The following is a 20,830-nucleotide window of genomic DNA, read 5'->3' on the forward strand; positions in this document are numbered from 1 at the left end:
TGCCACGAAGGAAGCGCATGACCGTCCTCGATCCCCGCCCGAGCGAGGCCGCCCCCGGTGGCACCGCTGCCGCCGGACACCGATGCGCGCACCCCGGACACGGCGCCGAGCCGGCCGGGGCCGCCCCCGGCGCGCCCGCCCAGCCACCGACCTGGCCCCCCGTCGGCAGCGAACCCGTCGACGTGCCCGACCTCTACGACCGGCTCACCGCCCGCGGCATGGAGTACGGCCCCGCCTTCCGCCTGCTGCACGCCGCATGGCGACGCGGCACCGACGTGTTCGCCGAGATCCCGCAGACCGACCCGGCACCCCCCGCCACCGGCCTCCTCATGCACCCCGCCCTGCTCGACGCCGCCCTGCACGCCGCGAGCATCCCCTTCCTCGACCGCGACGGCGACGACACCTACCTGCCGTTCGCCTGGCGCGGCGTCCGCCTGCACCGCCCCGGCGCCACCGCCCTGCGGATCCACATCACCCAGACCGACGACGACTCCCTCGCCCTCACCGCCACCGACACCGACGACAACCCCGTCCTGTGCGCCCGCTCCCTGATGGTCCGCCCGGTCAGCCGCGAGCAACTGCGCTCCACCACGACCTCCGGCACCCTGCTGCGCCCCGTGTGGCGGCCGCTGCCCGCGCTGCCCGCACGCCCGGCGGCCGACGCACCCTGGGCCTTCCTCGGCACCGACCACCTCGGCATCACCGGCGAACTCAAGGCCACCGGACGGTCCTTCGAGAACTACGCCTCCCTGCACGCCATGGACACCGCCCTGCGCCGCGGCGCCCCGGTGCCCGCGGTGATCCTCGTCAGCTGCGCCGACGGCACCGACACGGCCGACGACGCGCGCGCCGAGGCCCAGCGCTGCCTCGCCCTCGTGCAGGAATGGCTCACCGACGACCGGCTCACCGACTCCCGGCTGGTGTTCATCACCCAGGGCGCCCAAGCCTGCGAACCCGGCGAGGGCATCGCCTCCCTCGCCGCCTCCGTGGTGTGGGGACTCGTCCGCAGCAGCCAGACCGAACAACCCGGACGCTTCGCCCTCGTCGACATCGACGAGGCCGACGGATCACGGCGCGCCCTGGTCGCCGCCGTCTCCACCCTCACCGACCCCGACACCCCCCACTCCCAGCTCGCCGTCCGCCACGGCAACCTGCTCCACCCGCGGCTCCACCGCACCCGCCCCGACGGCACCGAGCCCACCCCAAACCCCGCAGGCCCCCACGGCACCGTCGTCCTCACCGGCGGCACCGGCGCACTCGGCCGCGTCCTCGCCCACCACCTCGTCACACGGCACGACGTCCGCCGGCTCCTGCTGCTCAGCCGCTCCGGACCACAGGCACCCGCAGCCCGCAGCCTCGTCGCCGAACTCACCGAACTCGGCGCCCGAGCCAACGTGATCGCCTGCGACGTGGCCGACGCCGACGCACTCACCGCCGTCCTGGCCGACGTACCCGCCGAACACCCCGTCACCACCCTGATCCACGCCGCCGGCGTCACCGACGACGGCGCCGTCGGCACCATGACCCCCCGCCGCCTCGACCGCGTGATGCGGCCCAAGGTCGACGCCGCGCTCGCCCTGCACCAGGCCACCGCATCCCTGCCCGACGACTGCCGGCTCGTCCTGTTCTCCTCCATCAGCGGCGTCGTCGGCGGCGCCGGCCAGACCAACTACGCCGCCGCCAACACGTTCGTCGACGCCCTCGCCCAGCACCGCCGCGCCGCCGGACTGCACGCCGTATCCCTCGCCTGGGGCCTGTGGGACGAGGCAGGCATGGGCGAACGCCTCGCCGCCGCCGACCTCAAGCGCATGGAACGCGCCGGAATCTCCGCGCTGCGCGTCGCCGACGGACTCGCCCTGTTCGACGCCGCCCTCGGCCGCGACGACGCCGTCCTCGTCCCCGTCCAACTGCACGAACCGGCTCTGCGCGACCACTCCCCGCAGCTGCCGGACGTGTTCCGCGACCTGTGCCCGCCCAAGCCGGACCACCCCCGCCCCACCGACCGGACCGCCCGCACCGACCCCGCCGAACTGCGCCGCTCGCTCCTCGCACTCCCCGAGCACGAGCGCACCGACGCCGTCGAGCAGCTCATCCGCACCGAGGTCGCCGGCGTACTGGCCCTCACCGGACCCGAAGCCGTCGACCCGGCCGTCGAGTTCTCCGCCATCGGATTCGACTCGCTCACCACCGTGGACCTCAACCGCCGACTCGCCGCCCTGACCGGCCTGCGGCTTCCGGCCACGCTCCTGTTCGACCACCGCACACCGGCCGCCCTGGCCGCCCACCTCCTGCGCCTGACGCAGCAGGACTGACCGCTCCGCGCGACGGAGCAGACCCAGTGCTCCGTCGCGCGGAACGGACGGGTCCTCCATCCGCTCCGCACGACGGAGCGGATGGAGGACCCATGCGTGTCATCATCATCGGCGCCGGCGTCATCGGACTGTCCGTCGGCTGGCGCTGCGCCCAGCTCGGCACCGACGTCACCGTCGTCGACCCGGCCCCCGCGAGCAAGGCCTCCAGCGTGGCCGCCGGACTGCTCCCGCCGTCCGGCGACATGCTGCTCGGCCAACCGGACTTCGCCCGGCTCGTCCTGCACTCCCGCTCCCTGTACCCGGCGTTCACCACCGAACTCGCCCACGCCGCCAAAGGCCCCGTCGGCCACCTGCGCAACGGCATCCTCGACGTCGCCTACGACCCGCAGGCCGCCGAAGGCCTCGACCGGCTGCGGCAGATGGCCGACGACTTCGGCGTGCGGTACCGGATGCTCACCGCGGACGACTGCCGGCGCCTCGAACCCCTCCTGGCCCCCGGGGTACACGTCGGCATGCTCTCACCCGACGACGGCTCCATCGACCCGCGCACCCTCACCCGCGCCCTCGCCGCCGCACTGCGCAACGCCGACGGGCACCTCGTGACCGACCGCGTCGAACAGGTACTGCTCGACGGCACCACCCCCGCCGTCCGGCTCGCCGACGGCACCGTGCTGCACGCCGACCGGCTCGTCCTCGCCGCCGGTCCGTGGACCCACCGCCTCCCGGGCCTTCCCGAGGGCCTGGTCCCCGAGATCCGCCCCTACAAAGGCCAGGTGATCCGGCTGCACGCCGAGAACCACGGCAGCCCGGCCGTACGGCACACCGTACGCGGCAGCTACGGCGACCGCGCGGTCTACATCGCCCCCAGAACCGACGGCGAACTGGCCGTGGGCGCCACCTACGAGGATGCCGGATACGACGAACAGGTCCTCGTCGAAGGCGTCGCCGACCTCCTCGCCCGCGTCCGCCGGGTCCTTCCCGCCGCCGCCCGGATGCGCTTCGTCGGCGCCGCCGCGGGCCTGCGACCGGGCTCACCCGACGGCCGGCCGATCCTCGGCCCGACGACCCGCGAAGACGTCCTCGTGGCCACCGGCCACCATCGCGCGGGCGTCCAGCTGACCCCGGCCACCGCCGAGGCCGTGTCCCGAGCCGTCGTCACGGGCGAACTCCCGGAGTACGCACATCCGTTCAGCCCTACCCGGTTCGCGTCCACACCGGTCTGACGCACCGGCGCGCCCACTCTCCGGCGGCTTCCGACGACATAGGACGGCACAGGGCGGTGACCCCGAACCCCGCAAGGGGTGCGGGGCCACCGCCCTATGCCGTGTCCGTCGCGCCGGAGCCTGGTCAGATCCTGGCGAGGGTGCCCGTCGCGTTCTGCGTCCAGGACTCGTCGTGCGTGTCCCGGCTGTAGATCGTGATCGGCCGGCGGCCCGACGCGTCGACCGGACCGGTCATGACGTGCAGCACCTTCTCCCGATCACCGGACAGCGCCACCGGTACCTGGAAGAGCAGCTCCTCGACCTCCGCACAGCCCGTCCGCTGCCCCGCGTGGAGGGCGAGTTCGAGGAGGGCGGTGCCGGGGAGGAGGGTGGTGCCGGCGATGGTGTGGTCGGCCAGCCACGGGTGCTGGGCGGTCGTGAGGGTGGTGGTCAGCAGAAGCGTGCCGTCGGGCAGTTCCGTGGCCGTTGCCAGCAGGGGGTGGTCGGTGGTGGTGAGTCCGAGGTGGTGCGCTTCGGTGCGGGGTTGGGGGGTGAGCCAGTAGCGGGTGTGGGTGAAGGGGTAGGTGGGGAGGTCGGCGGGGGGTTCGTGGTGGGTGGTGGGCCAGGTGAGGCCGGTGGGGGTGGTGGTGTGGAGGCGGGCGAGGGCGGTGGTGAGGGCTTCGGTCTGGCTGGTGCGGGGGTTCTGGATCGGGATGACCGTGGCGAGGTCTTCGCTGTGGTCTGTTTCGAGGGTGGTGTGGGTGAGGTGGGTGAGGGTGGTGTCGGGGCCGATTTCGAGGTAGGTGGTGACGCCGAGGTGGGCCAGGGTGGTGATGCCTTGGTGGTAGTGGACGGCGGTGCGGGCCTGGGTTGCCCAGTGGGCGGGGTCGGTGAGCTGGGCGGTGGTGGCGGGTTGGCCGGTGGTGTTGGTGATCAGGGGGATGGCCGGCGGGTGGTGGGGGAGGCGGCTTGCGACGTCGGTGAGTTGGGTGAGGTGGGGGTCGAGGTGGCGGGAGTGGAAGGCGCCGGAGACGGTGAGGTGGCGGTGGGGGATGCCGGCGTCTTGGAGGTCGGTGGCGAGGGCGGTGAGGGCGTGGGTGGTGCCGGCGAGGGTGGTGTGGCGGGGTGAGTTGTGTCCGGCGATGTCGATGTCGGGGTGGTGGGCGAGGAGGTCGGTGAGGTCGTCTGCTGCGGCGGTGGCGGTGAGCATGCCGGTGTGGGTGGGGAGGTGGTGCATGAGGTGGGCGCGGGTGGTGACGAGGGTGCAGGCGTCGTCGAGGGTGAGGGTGCCGGCGGCGTGGGCGGCGGTGAGTTCGCCGATGGAGTGGCCCATGAGGTAGTCGGGGGCCAGTCCGTGTTCGGTGAGGTAGTGGTAGAGGGCGGTTTCGAAGGTGAACAGGGCGGGCTGGGTGTAGAGGGTGTCGTGGAGCAGGTCGGCGAGCTGCGTGCCGTCCTCGGCCCACATGACTTCCAGCAGGGGGTGGGGGAGGTGGGTGTCGAAGCGGGCGGCGATGTCGCGCAGGAGTTCGCCGAAGCGGGGGTGGGTGTGGGCGAGTTCGCGGCCCATGCCGGGGTGCTGGGCGCCCTGGCCGGTGAAGAGGACGGCGAGTTTTCCGCCGGTGGGGTGTCCGGTGGTGAGTCCGGGGTGGGTGGTGTGGTCGGCCAGGGCGCGGGTCTGGGCGAGGAGGGTGTCGCGGTCGTCGGCGGTGAGTACGGCGCGGTGGGGGTGGTGCCGGCGGCGGGCGAGGGTGTCGGCGATCGCGGTGGCGGTCAGTTCCGGGTGGCGGGCGGCGTGGTCGGCGAGCCGCCCGGCGGCACGGGCCAGTTCGTCGTGGGTGCGTGCTGACAGGAGCCAGGTGGTGGGGGTGGGGTGGGGTTGGTCGGTGTGTTCGCTGGTGGTGGGGGTGGGGGGTTCTTCGATGATGACGTGGGCATTGGTGCCGCTGATGCCGAAGGAGGAGACGGCGGCGCGGCGGGGGGTGTCGGTGGTGGGCCAGAGCTGCGGCTCGGTGAGGAGTTGGATGCCGCTGTCGTTCCAGTCGACCTGGGTGGAGGGGGCGTCGACGTGGAGGGTGGCGGGGAGCAGTCCGGCGCGCAGGGCGAGGACCATCTTGATGATGCCGGCGACACCGGCGGCGGCCTGGGTGTGCCCGATGTTGGACTTGATGGAGCCCAGGTAGAGGGGGTGTTCCGGGTGGTGTTGGCCGTAGGTGGCCGTCAGGGCCTGGACTTCGATGGGGTCGCCGAGGGTCGTGCCGGTGCCGTGGCCCTCGACGGCGTCGATGTCGGCGGGGGTGAGTCCAGCGGTAGCGAGGGCCTGGTGGATGACGCGTTGCTGGGCGGGGCCGTTGGGGGCGGTCAGGCCGTTGGAGGCGCCGTCCTGGTTGACGGCGGAGCCGCGGATGACGGCGAGCACGGGGTGACCGTTGCGGCGGGCGTCGGAGAGCCGTTCGAGCAGCAGCATGCCGGCGCCCTCGGCCCAGCCGGTGCCGTCGGCGGCGTCGGCGTAGGACTTGCAGCGGCCGTCGGCCGACAGCCCACGCTGACGGCTGAATTCGATGAAGGTGTTGGGGGTGGCCATGACGGTGGCGCCGCCGGTGAGGACGAGGTCGCATTCGCCGGATCGGAGTGCTTGTGCTGCTTGGTGGAGGGCGACGAGGGAGGAGGAGCAGGCGGTGTCGATGGTGATGGCGGGGCCTTGGAGGCCGAAGGTGTAGGCGATGCGGCCGGAGGCGATGCTGGGCATGGAGCCGTTGGTGATGTAGCCCTCGAAGCCGGTGGGTGCGGGTCGGAGGCGGGCGCCGTAGTCGTCGTACATGATGCCGGTGTAGACGCCGGTGTTGGTGCCGTTGAGGGTGGTGGGGTCGATGCCGGCGCGTTCGAAGGCCTCGACGGTCAGCTCCAGCAGCAGGCGTTGTTGGGGGTCGATGGTGAGGGCTTCGCGGGGGCTGATGCCGAAGTGGGCGGGGTCGAAGTCTGCGGCGGTGTGGAGGAAGCCGCCGTGGCGGGTGGTGGAGGTGCCGGTGTGGTCGGGGTCGGGGTGGTAGAGCCGCTCGACGTCCCAGCCGCGGTCGGTCGGGAAGCCGCTGATGGCGTCGACGCCGTCGGCCACCAGTCGCCACAGCTCCTCGGGCGAGGTGACGCCGCCGGGGTAGCGGCAGGCCATGGACACGATCACGATCGGGTCGTCGTCACCGGCGGGCGCGGTCGTGGCCGCCGGTGCTGTCTTGCCGCTGCGGACCGGTGCGTTGTCGGCCTGGGTGATGTGGTGGGTGATGTGGGTGGCGAGGGCTTGGGGGGTGGGGTGGTCGAAGATGAGGGTGGCGGGGAGGCGGAGGCCGGTTTCGCGGTTGAGGCGGTTGCGGAGTTCGACGGCGGTGAGGGAGTCGAAGCCGAGCTGTTTGAAGGCCTGGTCGGTGGCGAGGTGGCCGGGTTCGGTGTGCAGGACGGCGGCGCAGACGCGGGTGACGAGGTCGTGGACGGCGGTGGTGCGTTCCAGGTCGGAGAGTTCGGCCATCCGCTCCCGCCAGGTGGCCGCGGACTCGGCCGTGGGCCTGCGTCGGGGGGTGGGCGCGAGTCGTTTGAGCAGGGTGGGGAGTTCGTCGTGTTGGGCGAGTGTGGTGAGGGTGGTGCGGTTCCAGCGGGCGGGTGCGAGGAGGGGGGTGTCGAGGGTGAGGGCGGTGTCGAGGAGTGCGGTGCCGTCGCTGGTGGTCAGGGGGGTGAGTCCGGTGGCGGTCCAGCGGGCGGTTTCGGTGCTGGTGAGGGTGGAGCCCATGCCGTCGGCCCACAGGCCCCAGGCCAGTGAGGTGGCGGGCAGGCCCTGGGAGTGGCGGTACTCGGCCAGGGCGTCCAGGAAGGTGTTGGCCGCCGCATAGTTCCCCTGACCGGAAGAACCGAGCAGACCGGTGATCGAGGAGTAGAGCACGAACGCCGCCAACGGCTGGTCGAGCGTGGCTCGGTGCAGGTTCCACGCTGCGTCGACCTTGGCCGTGAGAACCGAGGTGAGCTGCTCGGGCTGGAGGCTGCTGAGCGTCGCGTCGGAGACCAGGCCGGCGGAGTGCACCACACCGGTCAGGGGGCCGGAGGCACTGATCTCATCGATCAGTTCACGGACGGCCTGGAAGTCGCTGACGTCGCAGGCGACCACCGTGGCCGGAGTCCCCGCAGCGGTGAGTTCCTCGACGAGTTCCCGGGCGCCGGGGGCCTCCACGCCCCGTCGCGACACGAGGACCAGGCGACCGACGTCCTCCCGCGTGGCCAGGTACCGGGCGGTGACGGCACCGAGCGCTCCGGTTCCGCCGGTGACAAGGACGGCCCCGTTGGCGAAGTCGGTGATGGCGGTGCCGGATTGCTCGGCGCTGACGGCCAGTTGCGGGCTGAGGACGGTGCCGTTGTGGACGGTGAAGTGCGGGGTCTGCGCGGCGATGGCCTGCCCGAGCGCTTCGACGTCGGCGGTGGCCATGGGCCCACGCGGAAGGTCGCCGTACGCGATGGTGTCGGGGTTTTCGGTGTGCGCTGTGCGGAGCAGGCCGGTGAGGGCGGCGTGGGGGAGGTTGAGGTCCTGGTGGGGGGTGGTGGCCGCGGTGGTCAGGACGGTGAGCCGGGTGTGGGTGAGTGCGGGCGTGGCGAGCCAGGTCTGGAGGGTGGTGAGGACGCCGGCGGTGATGGTGCGGGTTACGGCGGGGACGTCGACGGTGTCGTGGCTGCCGTCGGGGTCGGGGGCTTGGTAGAGGACGGTGGCGGGGGTGGGTGTGCCGTTGTCGAGTGCGGTGAGGAGGGTGTCGAGGTCGGGGTAGTGGGTGGTGATGCCCGGCAGGGGGCTCTCGCCGCCGATTTGCGTCCAGTCCTGAGGGAAGCCCTGGAAGGTTTCCGTCCGGGGAAGTCCGACCGGGACCCATTCCACTGCGGGGACGGGCACCGGTGTCTTGAGGGCTTGGCGGTTGGCGGTGGCCAGGGTGACGCCGGTGATGGTCAGGGCGGGGGCGCCGTTGGGGGTGTAGGCGCGCAGGGTGAAGGTGTCGGCCGAGTCGGGGTGTGCGGCGGCGTGGACGCGGAGGCCGGTCAGGGGCTCGGCGATGGGGTGGGTGGTGACGTCGGTGAAGGTGAAGGGCAGGCGCAGGGGGGTGTCGGGTCCGCTGGGGGCGATGAGGGCGTGCAACGCGGCGTCCAGCAGTGCCGGGTGGACGGTGTGGCCTGAGGCGTCGATGTCCTCGCCGAGTGTGATCTCGGCGTAGGTGTCGTCGCCGTGCTGCCAGGCCGCCTGCAGGCCGCGGAAGGCTGGGCCGTACTGGTAGCCGAGGTCGGCGAGGGTGTCGTAGAAGCCCGTCAGGTCGGTCGGTCGGCCCCGGTCCTCGGGCCAGGAGACCGGTTCGGGCAGAGCGGGTGTGGTGTCGGTGAGGGTGCCGGTGGCGCGCAGGGTCCAGGTGCGGTCTTCGTCTGTGTCCGGGGTGCGGGTGTGGACGGTGAAGGTGCGGTGGCCGTCGGTTGGGGGTTCGACGGTGAGCTGGAGTTGTGCGGGCAGGGTGATGGGGGACTGGAGGGTGAGCTCGGTCAGGTGCGGGTGGTTGAGGAATTCGCCTGCGTGGAGGGCTAGTTCGAGGAGGGCGGTGCCGGGGAGGAGGGTGGTGCCGGCGATGGTGTGGTCGGCCAGCCAGGGGTGCTGGGCGGTCGTGAGCGTCGTGGTGAACAGGTGCGAGCCGTCCGGCTGTTCACTTGCCGCGGCGAGCAGGGGATGCTCCGCGGGGCCGAGACCGATCTGCATCGCGTCCGTGCGGGGTTGGGGGGTGAGCCAGTAGCGGGTGTGGGTGAAGGGGTAGGTGGGGAGGTCGGCGGGGGGTTCGTGGTGGGTGGTGGGCCAGGTGAGGCCGGTGGGGGTGGTGGTGTGGAGGCGGGCGAGGGCGGTGGTGAGGGCTTCGGTCTGGCTGGTGCGGGGGTTCTGGATCGGGATGACCGTGGCGAGGTCTTCGCTGTGGTCTGTTTCGAGGGTGGTGTGGGTGAGGTGGGTGAGGGTGGTGTCGGGGCCGATTTCGAGGTAGGTGGTGACGCCGAGGTCGGCCAGGGTGGTGATGCCTTGGTGGTAGTGGACGGCGGTGCGGGCTTGGGTTGCCCAGTGGGCGGGGTCGGTGAGCTGGGCGGTGGTGGCGGGTTGGCCGGTGGTGTTGGTGATCAGGGGGATGGCCGGCGGGTGGTGGGGGAGGCGGCTTGCGATCTGGGTGAGTTGGGTGAGGTGGGGGTCGAGGTGGCGGGAGTGGAAGGCGCCGGAGACGGTGAGGTGGCGGTGGGGGATGCCGGCGTCTTGGAGGTCGGTGGCGAGGGCGGTGAGGGCGTGGGTGGTGCCGGCGAGGGTGGTGTGGCGGGGTGAGTTGTGTCCGGCGATGTCGATGTCGGGGTGGTGGGCGAGGAGGGTGTGCAGGTGGTCGGCGGGGGCGGTGGCGGTGAGCATGCCGGTGTGGGTGGGGAGGTGGTGCATGAGGTGGGCGCGGGTGGTGACGAGGGTGCAGGCGTCGTCGAGGGTGAGGGTGCCGGCGGCGTGGGCGGCGGTGAGTTCGCCGATGGAGTGGCCCATGAGGTAGTCGGGGGCCAGTCCGTGTTCGGTGAGGTAGTGGTAGAGGGCGGTTTCGAAGGTGAACAGGGCGGGCTGGGTGTAGAGGGTGTCGTGGAGCAGGTCGGCGAGCTGCGTGCCGTCCTCGGCCCACATCACTTCCAGCAGGGGGTGGGGGAGGTGGGTGTCGAAGCGGGCGGCGATGTCGCGCAGGAGTTCGCCGAAGCGGGGGTGGGTGTGGGCGAGTTCGCGGCCCATGCCGGGGTGCTGGGCGCCCTGGCCGGTGAAGAGGACGGCGAGTTTTCCGCCGGTGGGGTGTCCGGTGGTGAGTCCGGGGTGGGTGGTGTGGTCGGCCAGGGCGCGGGTCTGGGCGAGGAGGGTGTCGCGGTCGTCGGCGGTGAGTACGGCGCGGTGGGGGTGGTGCCGGCGGCGGGCGAGGGTGTCGGCGATCGCGGTGGCGGTCAGCTCCGGGTGGCAGGCGGCGTGGTCGGCGAGCCGTCCGGCGGCGCGGGCCAGTTCGTCCTCCGTGCGTGCTGACAGGAGCCAGGTGGTGGGGGTGGGGTGGGGTTGGTCGGTGTGTTCGCTGGTGGCGGGGGTTGGGGGTTCTTCGATGATGACGTGGGCGTTGGTGCCGCTGATGCCGAAGGAGGAGACGGCGGCGCGGCGGGGGGTGTCGGTGGTGGGCCAGGGCTGCGGCTCGGTGAGGAGCGTGAGTGACGTGCTGCTCCAGTCGATGTGCGGGGTCGGCTCGGCGGCGTGCAGAGTGGCCGGCAGCTGCTCGTGGCGGAGAGCTTCGATCATTTTGATGATGCCGCCGACACCGGCCGCGGCCTGGGTGTGACCGACGTTGCTCTTCAGACTGCCGAGCCAGAGGGGACGCTCGGCGGAGCGGTCGGCGCAGTACGCCTGCTGGAGGGACTGGGCCTCGATCGGGTCGCCGAGGGTCGTGCCGGTGCCGTGCGCCTCGATGACGTCGATGTCGGCGGGGGTGAGTCCGGCGGTGGCGAGGGCTTGGTGGATGACGCGTTGCTGGGCAGGCCCGTTGGGGGCGGTCAGGCCGTTGGAGGCACCGTCCTGGTTGACGGCGGAGCCGCGGATCACGGCGAGCACGGGGTAGTTGTGGCGCCGGGCGTTCGAGAGGCGGGTCAGGAGGAGAAGACCCGCGCCTTCGGCCCAGCCGGTGCCGTCGGCGTGAGCGGAGAACGCCTTGCAGCGGCCGTCCGAGGAAAGTGCCCGCTGGCGGCTGAATTCGATGAAGGTGTTGGGGGTGGCCATGACGGTGGCGCCGCCGGTGAGGACGAGGTCGCATTCGCCGGATCGGAGTGCTTGTGCTGCTTGGTGGAGGGCGACGAGGGAGGAGGAGCAGGCGGTGTCGATGGTGATGGCGGGGCCTTGGAGGCCGAAGGTGTAGGCGATGCGGCCGGAGGCGATGCTGGGCATGGAGCCGTTGGTGATGTAGCCCTCGAAGCCGGTGGGTGCGGGTCGGAGGCGGGCGCCGTAGTCGTCGTACATGATGCCGGTGTAGACGCCGGTGTTGGTGCCGTTGAGGGTGGTGGGGTCGATGCCGGCGCGTTCGAAGGCCTCGACGGTCAGCTCCAGCAGCAGGCGTTGTTGGGGGTCGATGGTGAGGGCTTCGCGGGGGCTGATGCCGAAGTGGGCGGGGTCGAAGTCTGCGGCGGTGTGGAGGAAGCCGCCGTGGCGGGTGGTGGAGGTGCCGGTGTGGTCGGGGTCGGGGTGGTAGAGCCGCTCGACGTCCCAGCCGCGGTCCGTGGGGAACTCCGTCACCGCGTCCACCCCGTCGGCCACCAGTCGCCACAGTTCCTCGGGTGAGGTCACACCACCCGGATAGCGGCAGGCCATCGACACCACCACTATCGGATCGTCCTCGGAGCCACGGTCGGCCGACCTCACCGGCGCGGGTGCCGTCGAAGTGCCGGTCCGCGCCTGGGTGATGTGGTGGGTGATGTGGGTGGCGAGGGCTTGGGGGGTGGGGTGGTCGAAGATGAGGGTGGCGGGGAGGCGGAGGCCGGTTTCGCGGTTGAGGCGGTTGCGGAGTTCGACGGCGGTGAGGGAGTCGAAGCCGAGCTGTTTGAAGGCCTGGTCGGTGGCGAGGTGGCCGGGTTCGGTGTGCAGGACGGCGGCGCAGACGCGGGTGACGAGGTCGTGGACGGCGGTGGTGCGTTCCAGGTCGGAGAGTTCGGCCATCCGCTCCCGCCAGGTGGCCGCGGACTCGTCCGTGGGCCTGCGTCGGGGGGTGGGCGCGAGTCGTTTGAGCAGGGTGGGGAGTTCGTCGTGCTGGGCGAGTGTGGTGAGGGTGGTGCGGTTCCAGCGGGCGGGTGCGAGGAGGGGGGTGTCGAGGGTGAGGGCGGTGTCGAGGAGTGCGGTGCCGTCGGTGGTGGTCAGGGGGGTGAGTCCGGTGGCGGTCCAGCGGGCGGTTTCGGTGCTGGTGAGGGTGGAGCCCATGCCGTCGGCCCACAGGCCCCAGGCCAGTGAGGTGGCGGGCAGGCCCTGGGAGTGGCGGTACTCGGCCAGGGCGTCCAGGAAGGTGTTGGCCGCCGCATAGTTCCCCTGACCCGGCGAACCCAGCAGACCCGCGATCGACGAGTAGAGGACGAAGTGGGTGAGGGGGTGGTGGCGGGTGAGGTGGTGCAGGTGCCAGGCGGTGTCGGCCTTGGGGGCGAGGACGTGGGCCAGGCGGTGGGGGTCGAGGTCGGTGATCAGGCCGTCGTCGAGGAGGCCGGCGAGGTGGAAGACGGCGGTCAGGGGCCGTTCGCCGGTGTGGGTGTCCAGGAGTGCGGCCAGGGCGGTGGGGTCGGTCAGGTCGCAGGCGGCCAGGTGGACGGTGGCGCCGAGGGCTTCCAGGTCGGTGGCGAGTTGGGGGGCGCCGGGTGCGTCGGGTCCGCGGCGGGAGGTGAGCAGGAGGTGGCGGGCGCCGTGGCGGGCGACCAGGTGGCGGGCGAGGAGGGCGCCGAGGCCGCCGGTGCCGCCGGTGATCAGGACGGTGCCCTCCGGATCCAGCTCACGCACCTCCGACACGGCAACCGTCCGCGTGGTGAGTTGCGGGGTGAACGCGGTGCCGTTGTGGACGGCGAAGTGCGGGATCGCGGTGGTGATGGCTTGGGCGAGGGTCTGGATGTCAGCGTGGGTGAGGGGGGTGGGTGGCAGGTCGGCGTGGGTGATGGCGTGGGGGTGCTCGGTGCTTGCGGTGCGCAGCAGGCCCGTGAGGGCGCTGTGGGCGAGGTTGGTGTGGTGGTGGGGGGTGGTGGCTGCGGTGGTCAGGACGGTGAGCCGGCTGTTGGCGAGGGTGGGGGTGGCCAGCCAGGTCTGGAGGAACGTCAGGACGGTGGTGGCGATGGTGCGAGTGGTGGCGGGAATGTCGGGGTTGTCGGTGTCGTGGCTGCCGTCGGGGTTGGGGGCTTGGTAGAGGACGGTGGCGGGAGTGGGTGCGCCGTTGTCGAGCGCGGTGAGGAGGGTGTCGAGGTCGGGGTAGTGGGTGGCGATGCCCGGCAGGGGGCTCTCGCCGCCGATTTGCGTCCAGTCCTGGGGGAAACCCTGGATGGCCTCGGTCTGGGGGAGGTGGACCGGGACCCATTCGACCGCGGATACAGGTGTGGGGGCCTTGAGCGTCTGGGGGTTGGCGGTGGCGAGGGTGACGGCGGTGATGGTCAGAGCGGGGCTGCCGTTGGGGGTGTACGCACGCAGGGTGAAGGTGTCCGCCGAGTCGGGGTGCGCGGCGGCGTGGACGCGGAGGCCGGTGACGGGCTCGGCGATGGGGTGGGTGGTGACGTCGGTGAAAGTGAAGGGCAGGCGCAGGGGGGTGTCGGGTCCGCTGGGGGCGACCAGCGGGTGCAGCGCGGCGTCGAGGAGGGCGGGATGGACGGTGTGTCCTGAGGCGTCGAGGCCCTCGCTGAGTGTGATCTCGGCGTAGATGTCGTTGCCGCGCCGCCAAGTGGTGCGCATGCAACGGAAGGCGGGGCCGTACTGGTAGCCGTGGTCTGCCAAGACGTCGTAGAAGCCGGTCAGATCCTCCGAGTTCCCCAGCTCATCGGCCGGCCAGGGCCGCGGGGAAGCTGCCGCGGGTGTGGTGTCGGTGAGGGTGCCGGTGGCGCGCAGGGTCCAGGTGCGGTCTTCGTCCGTGTCCGGGGTGCGGGTGTGGACGGTGAAGGTGCGGTGGCCGTCGGTTGGGGGTTCGACGGTGAGCTGGAGTTGTGCGGGCAGGGTGATGGGGGACTGGAGGGTGAGCTCGGTCAGGTGCGGGTGGTTGAGGAATTCGCCTGCGTGGAGGGCTAGTTCGAGGAGGGCGGTGCCGGGGAGGAGGGTGGTGCCGGCGATGGTGTGGTCGGCGAGCCAGGGGTGCTCGGCCGTTGTCAGCGTCGTGGTGAACAGGTGTGAGCCGTCTGGCAGTTCGGTCGAAGCGGCCAGCAGGGGGTGGTCGGTGGTGGTGAGTCCGAGGTGGTGGGCTTCGGTGCGGGGTTGGGGGGTGAGCCAGTAGCGGGTGTGGGTGAAGGGGTAGGTGGGGAGGTCGGCGGGGGGTTCGTGGTGGGTGGTGGGCCAGGTGAGGCCGGTGGGGGTGGTGGTGTGGAGGCGGGCGAGGGCGGTGGTGAGGGCTTCGGTCTGGCTGGTGCGGGGGTTCTGGATCGGGATGACCGTGGCGAGGTCTTCGCTGTGGTCTGTTTCGAGGGTGGTGTGGGTGAGGTGGGTGAGGGTGGTGTCGGGGCCGATTTCGAGGTAGGTGGTGACGCCGAGGTGGGCCAGGGTGGTGATGCCTTGGTGGTAGTGGACGGCGGTGCGGGCTTGGGTTGCCCAGTGGGCGGGGTCGGTGAGCTGGGCGGTGGTGGCGGGTTGGCCGGTGGTGTTGGTGATGAGGGGGATGGCCGGCGGGTGGTGGGGGAGGCGGCTTGCGATCTGGGTGAGTTGGGTGAGGTGGGGGTCGAGGTGGCGGGAGTGGAAGGCGCCGGAGACGGTGAGGTGGCGGTGGGGGATGCCGGCGTCTTGGAGGTCGGTGGCGAGGGCGGTGAGGGCGTGGGTGGTGCCGGCGAGGGTGGTGTGGCGGGGTGAGTTGTGTCCGGCGATGTCGATGTCGGGGTGGTGGGCGAGGAGGGTGTGCAGGTGGTCGGCGGGGGCGGTGGCGGTGAGCATGCCGGTGTGGGTGGGGAGGTGGTGCATGAGGTGGGCGCGGGTGGTGACGAGGGTGCAGGCGTCGTCGAGGGTGAGGGTGCCGGCGGCGTGGGCGGCGGTGAGTTCGCCGATGGAGTGGCCCATGAGGTAGTCGGGGGTCAGTCCGTGTTCGGTGAGGTAGTGGTAGAGGGCGGTTTCGAAGGTGAACAGGGCGGGCTGGGTGTAGAGGGTGTCGTGGAGCAGGTCGGCGAGTTCCGTGCCGTCCTCGGCCCACATCACTTCCAGCAGGGGGTGGGGGAGGTGGGTGTCGAAGCGGGCGGCGATGTCGCGCAGGAGTTCGCCGAAGCGGGGGTGGGTGTGGGCGAGTTCGCGGCCCATGCCGGGGTGCTGGGCGCCCTGGCCGGTGAAGAGGACGGCGAGTTTTCCGCCGGTGGGGTGTCCGGTGGTGAGTCCGGGGTGGGTGGTGTGGTCGGCCAGGGCGCGGGTCTGGGCGAGGAGGGTGTCGCGGTCGTCGGCGGTGAGTACGGCGCGGTGGGGGTGGTGCCGGCGGCGGGCGAGGGTGTCGGCGATCGCGGTGGCGGTCAGCTCGGGGTGGCGGGCGGCGTGGTCGGCGAGCCGCCCGGCGGCACGGGCCAGTTCGTCCTCCGTGCGTGCTGACAACACCCAGGAAATCGGCCCGGTGGACGCAATGCCCAGGGTCTGCAGCGCCTTGGCGAAGCTTTCGGTCTGGGTGGTGCGTGGGTTCTGGGTGGGGATGACGGTGGCGGTGCTCGACTGATCGTCGCCGTCGAGGGTGGTGTGGGTGAGGTGGGTGAGGGTGGTGTCGGGGCCGATTTCGAGGTAGGTGGTGACGCCGAGGTGGGCCAGGGTGGTGATGCCTTGGTGGTAGTGGACGGCGGTGCGGGCCTGGGTTGCCCAGTGGGCGGGGTCGGTGAGCTGGGCGGTGGTGGCGGGTTGGCCGGTGGTGTTGGTGATCAGGGGGATGGCCGGCGGGTGGTGGGGCAGGCGGCTCGCGACGTCGGTGAGTTGGGTGAGGTGGGGGTCGAGGTGGCGGGAGTGGAAGGCGCCGGAGACGGTGAGGTGTCGGTGGGGGATGCCGGCGTCTTGGAGGTCGGTGGCGAGGGCGGTGAGGGCGTGGGTGGTGCCGGCGAGGGTGGTGTGGCGGGGTGAGTTGTGTCCGGCGATGTCGATGTCGGGGTGGTGGGCGAGGAGGGTGTGCAGGTGGTCGGCGGGGGCGGTGGCGGTGAGCATGCCGGTGTGGGTGGGGAGGTGGTGCATGAGGTGGGCGCGGGTGGTGACGAGGGTGCAGGCGTCGTCGAGGGTGAGGGTGCCGGCGGCGTGGGCGGCGGTGAGTTCGCCGATGGAGTGGCCCATGAGGTAGTCGGGGGTCAGTCCGTGTTCGGTGAGGTAGTGGTAGAGGGCGGTTTCGAAGGTGAACAGGGCGGGCTGGGTGTAGAGGGTGTCGTGGAGCAGGTCGGCGAGTTCCGTGCCGTTCTCGGCCCACATCACTTCCAGCAGGGGGTGGGGGAGGTGGGTGTCGAAGCGGGCGGCGATGTCGCGCAGGAGTTCGCCGAAGCGGGGGTGGGTGTGGGCGAGTTCGCGGCCCATGCCGGGGTACTGCGCGCCCTGACCGGTGAACAACACCGCCAGCTTCCCGGCGGGAACGGGCGGCTCTTCGAGGATGACGTGGGCGTTGGTGCCGCTGATGCCGAAGGAGGAGACGGCGGCGCGGCGGGGGGTGTCGGTGGTGGGCCAGGGCTGCGGCTCGGTGAGGAGTTGGATGCCGCTGTCGTTCCAGTCGACCTGGGTGGAGGGGGCGTCGACGTGGAGGGTGGCGGGGAGCAGTCCGGCGCGCAGGGCGAGGACCATCTTCATCACGCCTGCGACACCGGCGGCGGCCTGGGCGTGCCCGATGTTGGACTTGATGGAGCCCAGGTAGAGGGGTTCTCCGGGTCGGGCCTGGCCGTAGGTGGCTGAGAGGGCCTGGACTTCGATGGGGTCGCCGAGGCGGGTGCCGGTGCCGTGGCCCTCGACGGCGTCGACGTCGGCGGGGGTGAGCCCGGCGGTGGCGAGGGCCTGCTGGATGACGCGTTGCTGGGCGGGGCCGTTGGGGGCGGTCAGGCCGTTGGAGGCACCGTCCTGGTTGATGGCGGAGCCGCGGATCACGGCAAGCACCGGATGGTTGTTGCGGCGGGCGTCGGAGAGCCGCTCCAGCAGCAGCATGCCGGCGCCCTCGCCCCAGCCGGTGCCGTCGGCGGCGTCGGCGTAGGACTTGCAGCGGCCGTCGGCCGACAGCCCACGCTGACGGCTGAACTCCACGAGCATGCCAGGCGACGCCATGACGGTGACACCGCCCGCCAGGACGAGGTCGCACTCACCGGACCTCAGCGCCTGTACCGCCTGGTGCAGGGCGACCAGGGAGGAGGAGCAGGCGGTGTCGACGGTGACCGCGGGGCCCTCCAACCCGAAGGTGTAGGCGACGCGGCCGGAGATGACACTCGGTGTGACGCCCGTCAGCAGGTGGCCGGCCGTGTCCGCGGAGGCGTCGGCGAGACGTGGTCCGTAGTCGAGCCCGGTCGCACCGACGAAGACGCCGGTGCTGGTGCCGTGCAGGGTGGTGGGGTCGATGCCGGCGCGTTCGAAGGCCTCGACGGTCAGCTCCAGCACCAGCCGCTGCTGGGGGTCCATGGAGAGGGCTTCGCGGGGGCTGATGCCGAAGTGGGCGGGGTCGAAGTCTGCGGCGGTGTGCAGGAAGCCGCCGTGGCGGGTGGTGGAGGTGCCGGTGTGGTCCGGGTCGGGGTGGTACAGCCGCTCCAGATCCCAGCCGCGGTCGGTCGGGAAACCGCTGATGGCGTCGACGCCGTCGGCCACCAGTCGCCACAGCTCCTCGGGCGAGGTGACACCGCCGGGATAGCGGCAGGCCATCGACACCAGCACGATCGGGTCGTCGTCGGCCGTGCGCGGAGCGGACACCGTCACGGAAGGAGAGGCGCCGGAGCTCAGGTCGGCCAGGTGCCGGGCGAGCGCGGCCGGTGTCGGGTGATCGAAGAGCACGGTGCTGGGCAGCGCTATGCCGGTGTCGGCCTGCAGTGCGTCGCTCAGTTCCACCGCGCCGATCGAGTCGAGTCCCAGGTCACGGAAGGTGAGGTCGGCGCCGACGTCCTCCGCGCGGGCGTGCCCGAGGATCCCCGCCGCGGCCTGCCGCACCCGGTCGAGCAGATCGCGCACGTCGGCGGGCGCCACCGTCACCGACCCCGAATCCACGACCCCGCCGCCGGCAGACGCCTGGGCCGCCTCTGTGGTGTTGCCATCGGCCGACGCCTGGGCCGCCTCTGTGGTGCTGCCATCGCCCGACGCGTGGGCCGCCTCCGTGGTCCCGCCGCCGGCCGGCGCGGGAGCCCCCTCCTCGCCTCCGCCGTCCGCCGAGACCCCGGCTCCCTCCACGGCCGTACGACCGGCCGACGCCCCGGCGCCCGCCGCCGCGCCGTCTTCCGTCGCCCCGTCCGTCGGTGTCCCGGGTGCCACCCCCGGCCAGTACCGCCCGCGGTCGAAGGCGTATCCGGGCAGCGCGACGCGAGCCGCGGTGAGTCCGCTGAACGCCGGTGTCCAGTCGACCGTCTCGCCCTCCTCGAACCGGGCGGCCGACGCCCGCAGTTCCGCGGGCGCCGGTGGCTGGGACGGCCGTACGCCACGGGCCAGCGCGGCGAGTGCCTCGCGCAGTGTGTCGCGGTCCTCGGCGAGTACGACGGCGCGGTGCGCGAAGGTCTCACGGGTGGTCGCCAGGGAGAAGGCGACGTCGGCCAGGCCGAGTTCGTCGGTGTCGAGCGCGGCGTGCAGTCGTCGGGCCTGGGCGCGCAGCGCGGTCTCGGTGCGGCCCGACAGGGGGAACGGCAGCGGGCCGGTGACCGGCGTCGTCGCACGCGGCGCGGGTGCGGGTGCCTCGCCGAGCACCAGGTGGCAGTTGGTGCCGCCCATGCCGAAGGAGCTCACCCCGGCGACGAGCGGTCCGTCGGGCGACGGCCAGGAGGTGAGGGACCGCTGCACCTCCAGCCCGAGCGCGGCGAGGTCGAATTCGGGGTTCGCCGTCTCGAAGTTGAGGCTGGCGGGCAGTCGGCGGTGGCGGATGCTCAGCACCGTCTTGATCAGGCCGGCGACGCCTGCCGCGCCCTCCAGGTGGCCGATGTTGGTCTTGACCGAGCCGACGTGCAGCGGTGCCGGCCGGGACGCCGCGTCGAACGCCATGCCCAGGGCGGCGGCCTCCACGGGGTCGCCTACGCGGGTGCCGGTGCCGTGCAGCTCGACGTACTGCACCTGGTCGGTCGACACGGTGGCCGCGGCGTGGGCGCGTCGCAGCACGTCGGCCTGGGCGTCGGGGCTGGGGACGGTCAGCCCTTCGGTCGCGCCGTCGTTGTTGACGGCGCCGCCGCGGATGACGGCGTGGATGCGGTCGCCGTCGGCGAGTGCGTCGGTCAGCCGCTTGAGCAGCACCACGCCGCCGCCCTCACCCCGCACGAAACCGTTGGCGCGTGCGTCGAAGGTGTAGCAGCGGCCGTCCGGGGAGAGACCGCCGAAGCTCTCGACGGCGGTCGCGGCGGCCGGGTCGAGCAGCAGGTTCACGCCCCCGGCGAGCGCCAGGGAGGCTCCGTGGGCGCGCAGGCTCTCGCAGGCGAGCTGGACCGCCACGAGGGAGGACGCCTGGGCCGCGTCCACGACCATGCTCGGTCCCTGCAGGCCGAGCGCGTAGGAGACGCGGTTGGCGATGAGCCCGCGGCGGGTTCCGGCCAGGGTGTGGCGGGTGACCGACTCGGGGGCGACACGGTGCACGATGGCGCCGAAGTCGTCGGAGAACGAGCCGATGAACACGCCGGTCGAGCTCTCCCGCAGGCTCGACGGGCGGACGGCGGCGTCCTCCAGGGCCTGCCAGCTGAGTTCGAGCACGAGCCGCTGCTGGGGGTCCATGGTGACGGCTTCCCGCGGGGAGATGCCGAAGAAGGCCGGGTCGAAGGTGTCGACGGACTGCAGGAAGCCGCCGAAGCGCAGCGGACCGTCCACGGGTGCCGGGGCGCCCGCCAGCTCGGCGCGTCCGGCCGGCAGGGTGCCGACGGCGCTCCGGCCGGTGCTGAGCAGCCTCCAGAAGGAGGCCAGGTCGGGGGCGCCCGGGAAGCGGCAGGCCATGCCGATGATGGCGATGTCGACCGGTGCGGACTGCGTCGCGTGCGTGTGCTGAGGCTCCATGGCGCCTGGCGGCCTTCCTGCGGGGAGACTGTGGCCGGCCGGACCTGGCGCCTGCGGATCACGGCGCCCTCGGACCGCCCTGCCCGAGAGGAGAGTGTCGTGCCGAGTGCAGCCCTGATCGTGGCCGATGGCCTGCGGACGTCACCACCCGTAGGCACCCCTAGGCCAGGCATCGCCCCGCAGACCGGCGGCGGCGCGGCGGCCGCCACCGGTCGCGGTTGCCCCAAGGGGGCGCCGGTGTTTCCGGGCCGAACGGGCGCAGGCGCGCCGGGCCGAGCGCGCTCGGCCACTGACTATCCACTGACTGCGGATCCACTGACTGCGGATCGAATGACTGCGGATCGAATGACTGCGGATCGAAAGCGCTTCATGGGTGTGCGAGTCGCACCACACGGCGCAGGCACGAGCCGTGCCGGTGCACC

3 protein-coding genes are annotated in these 20,830 nt (G+C 72.3%); 2 read left to right on the forward strand and 1 reads right to left on the reverse strand.

The window, feature by feature from the left end:
* Window positions 1-17 precede the first annotated feature (17 nt).
* Both ACQPXS_RS38155 and thiO read left to right on the forward strand, forming a co-directional pair.
* Window positions 18-2,312 (forward strand): type I polyketide synthase, encoded by a 2,295-nt coding sequence (locus ACQPXS_RS38155; RefSeq protein ID WP_433454000.1) that lies wholly within the window; start codon window positions 18-20, stop codon window positions 2,310-2,312.
* A 92-nt stretch (window positions 2,313-2,404) separates the two neighbouring features.
* Window positions 2,405-3,535 carry a glycine oxidase ThiO gene (gene thiO, locus ACQPXS_RS38160; protein ID WP_433454001.1) on the forward strand — a complete coding sequence of 377 codons (1,131 nt, stop codon included), beginning with the start codon at window positions 2,405-2,407 and terminating at the stop codon, window positions 3,533-3,535.
* Between the two features lie 124 nt (window positions 3,536-3,659).
* Here thiO and ACQPXS_RS38165 read toward each other — a convergent pair whose 3' ends face one another.
* Window positions 3,660-20,408, reverse strand: a complete 16,749-nt coding sequence (locus ACQPXS_RS38165) for an SDR family NAD(P)-dependent oxidoreductase (RefSeq protein WP_433454002.1) — start codon at window positions 20,406-20,408, stop codon at window positions 3,660-3,662.
* Between the last annotated feature and the right edge of the window lie 422 nt (window positions 20,409-20,830).

Origin of the sequence: Streptomyces sp. CA-142005, from assembly GCF_050942335.1 — a bacterium.
In the GTDB taxonomy this organism is placed as follows: Bacteria; Actinomycetota; Actinomycetes; order Streptomycetales; family Streptomycetaceae; genus Streptomyces.

Coding starts and splice junctions, on each gene's coding strand:
- ACQPXS_RS38155 (WP_433454000.1), top strand. CDS start 18: ATGACCGTCCTCGATCCCCGCCCGAGCGAGGCCGCCCCCGGTGGCACC.
- thiO (WP_433454001.1), top strand. CDS start 2,405: ATGCGTGTCATCATCATCGGCGCCGGCGTCATCGGACTGTCCGTCGGC.
- ACQPXS_RS38165 (WP_433454002.1), bottom strand. CDS start 20,408: ATGGAGCCTCAGCACACGCACGCGACGCAGTCCGCACCGGTCGACATC.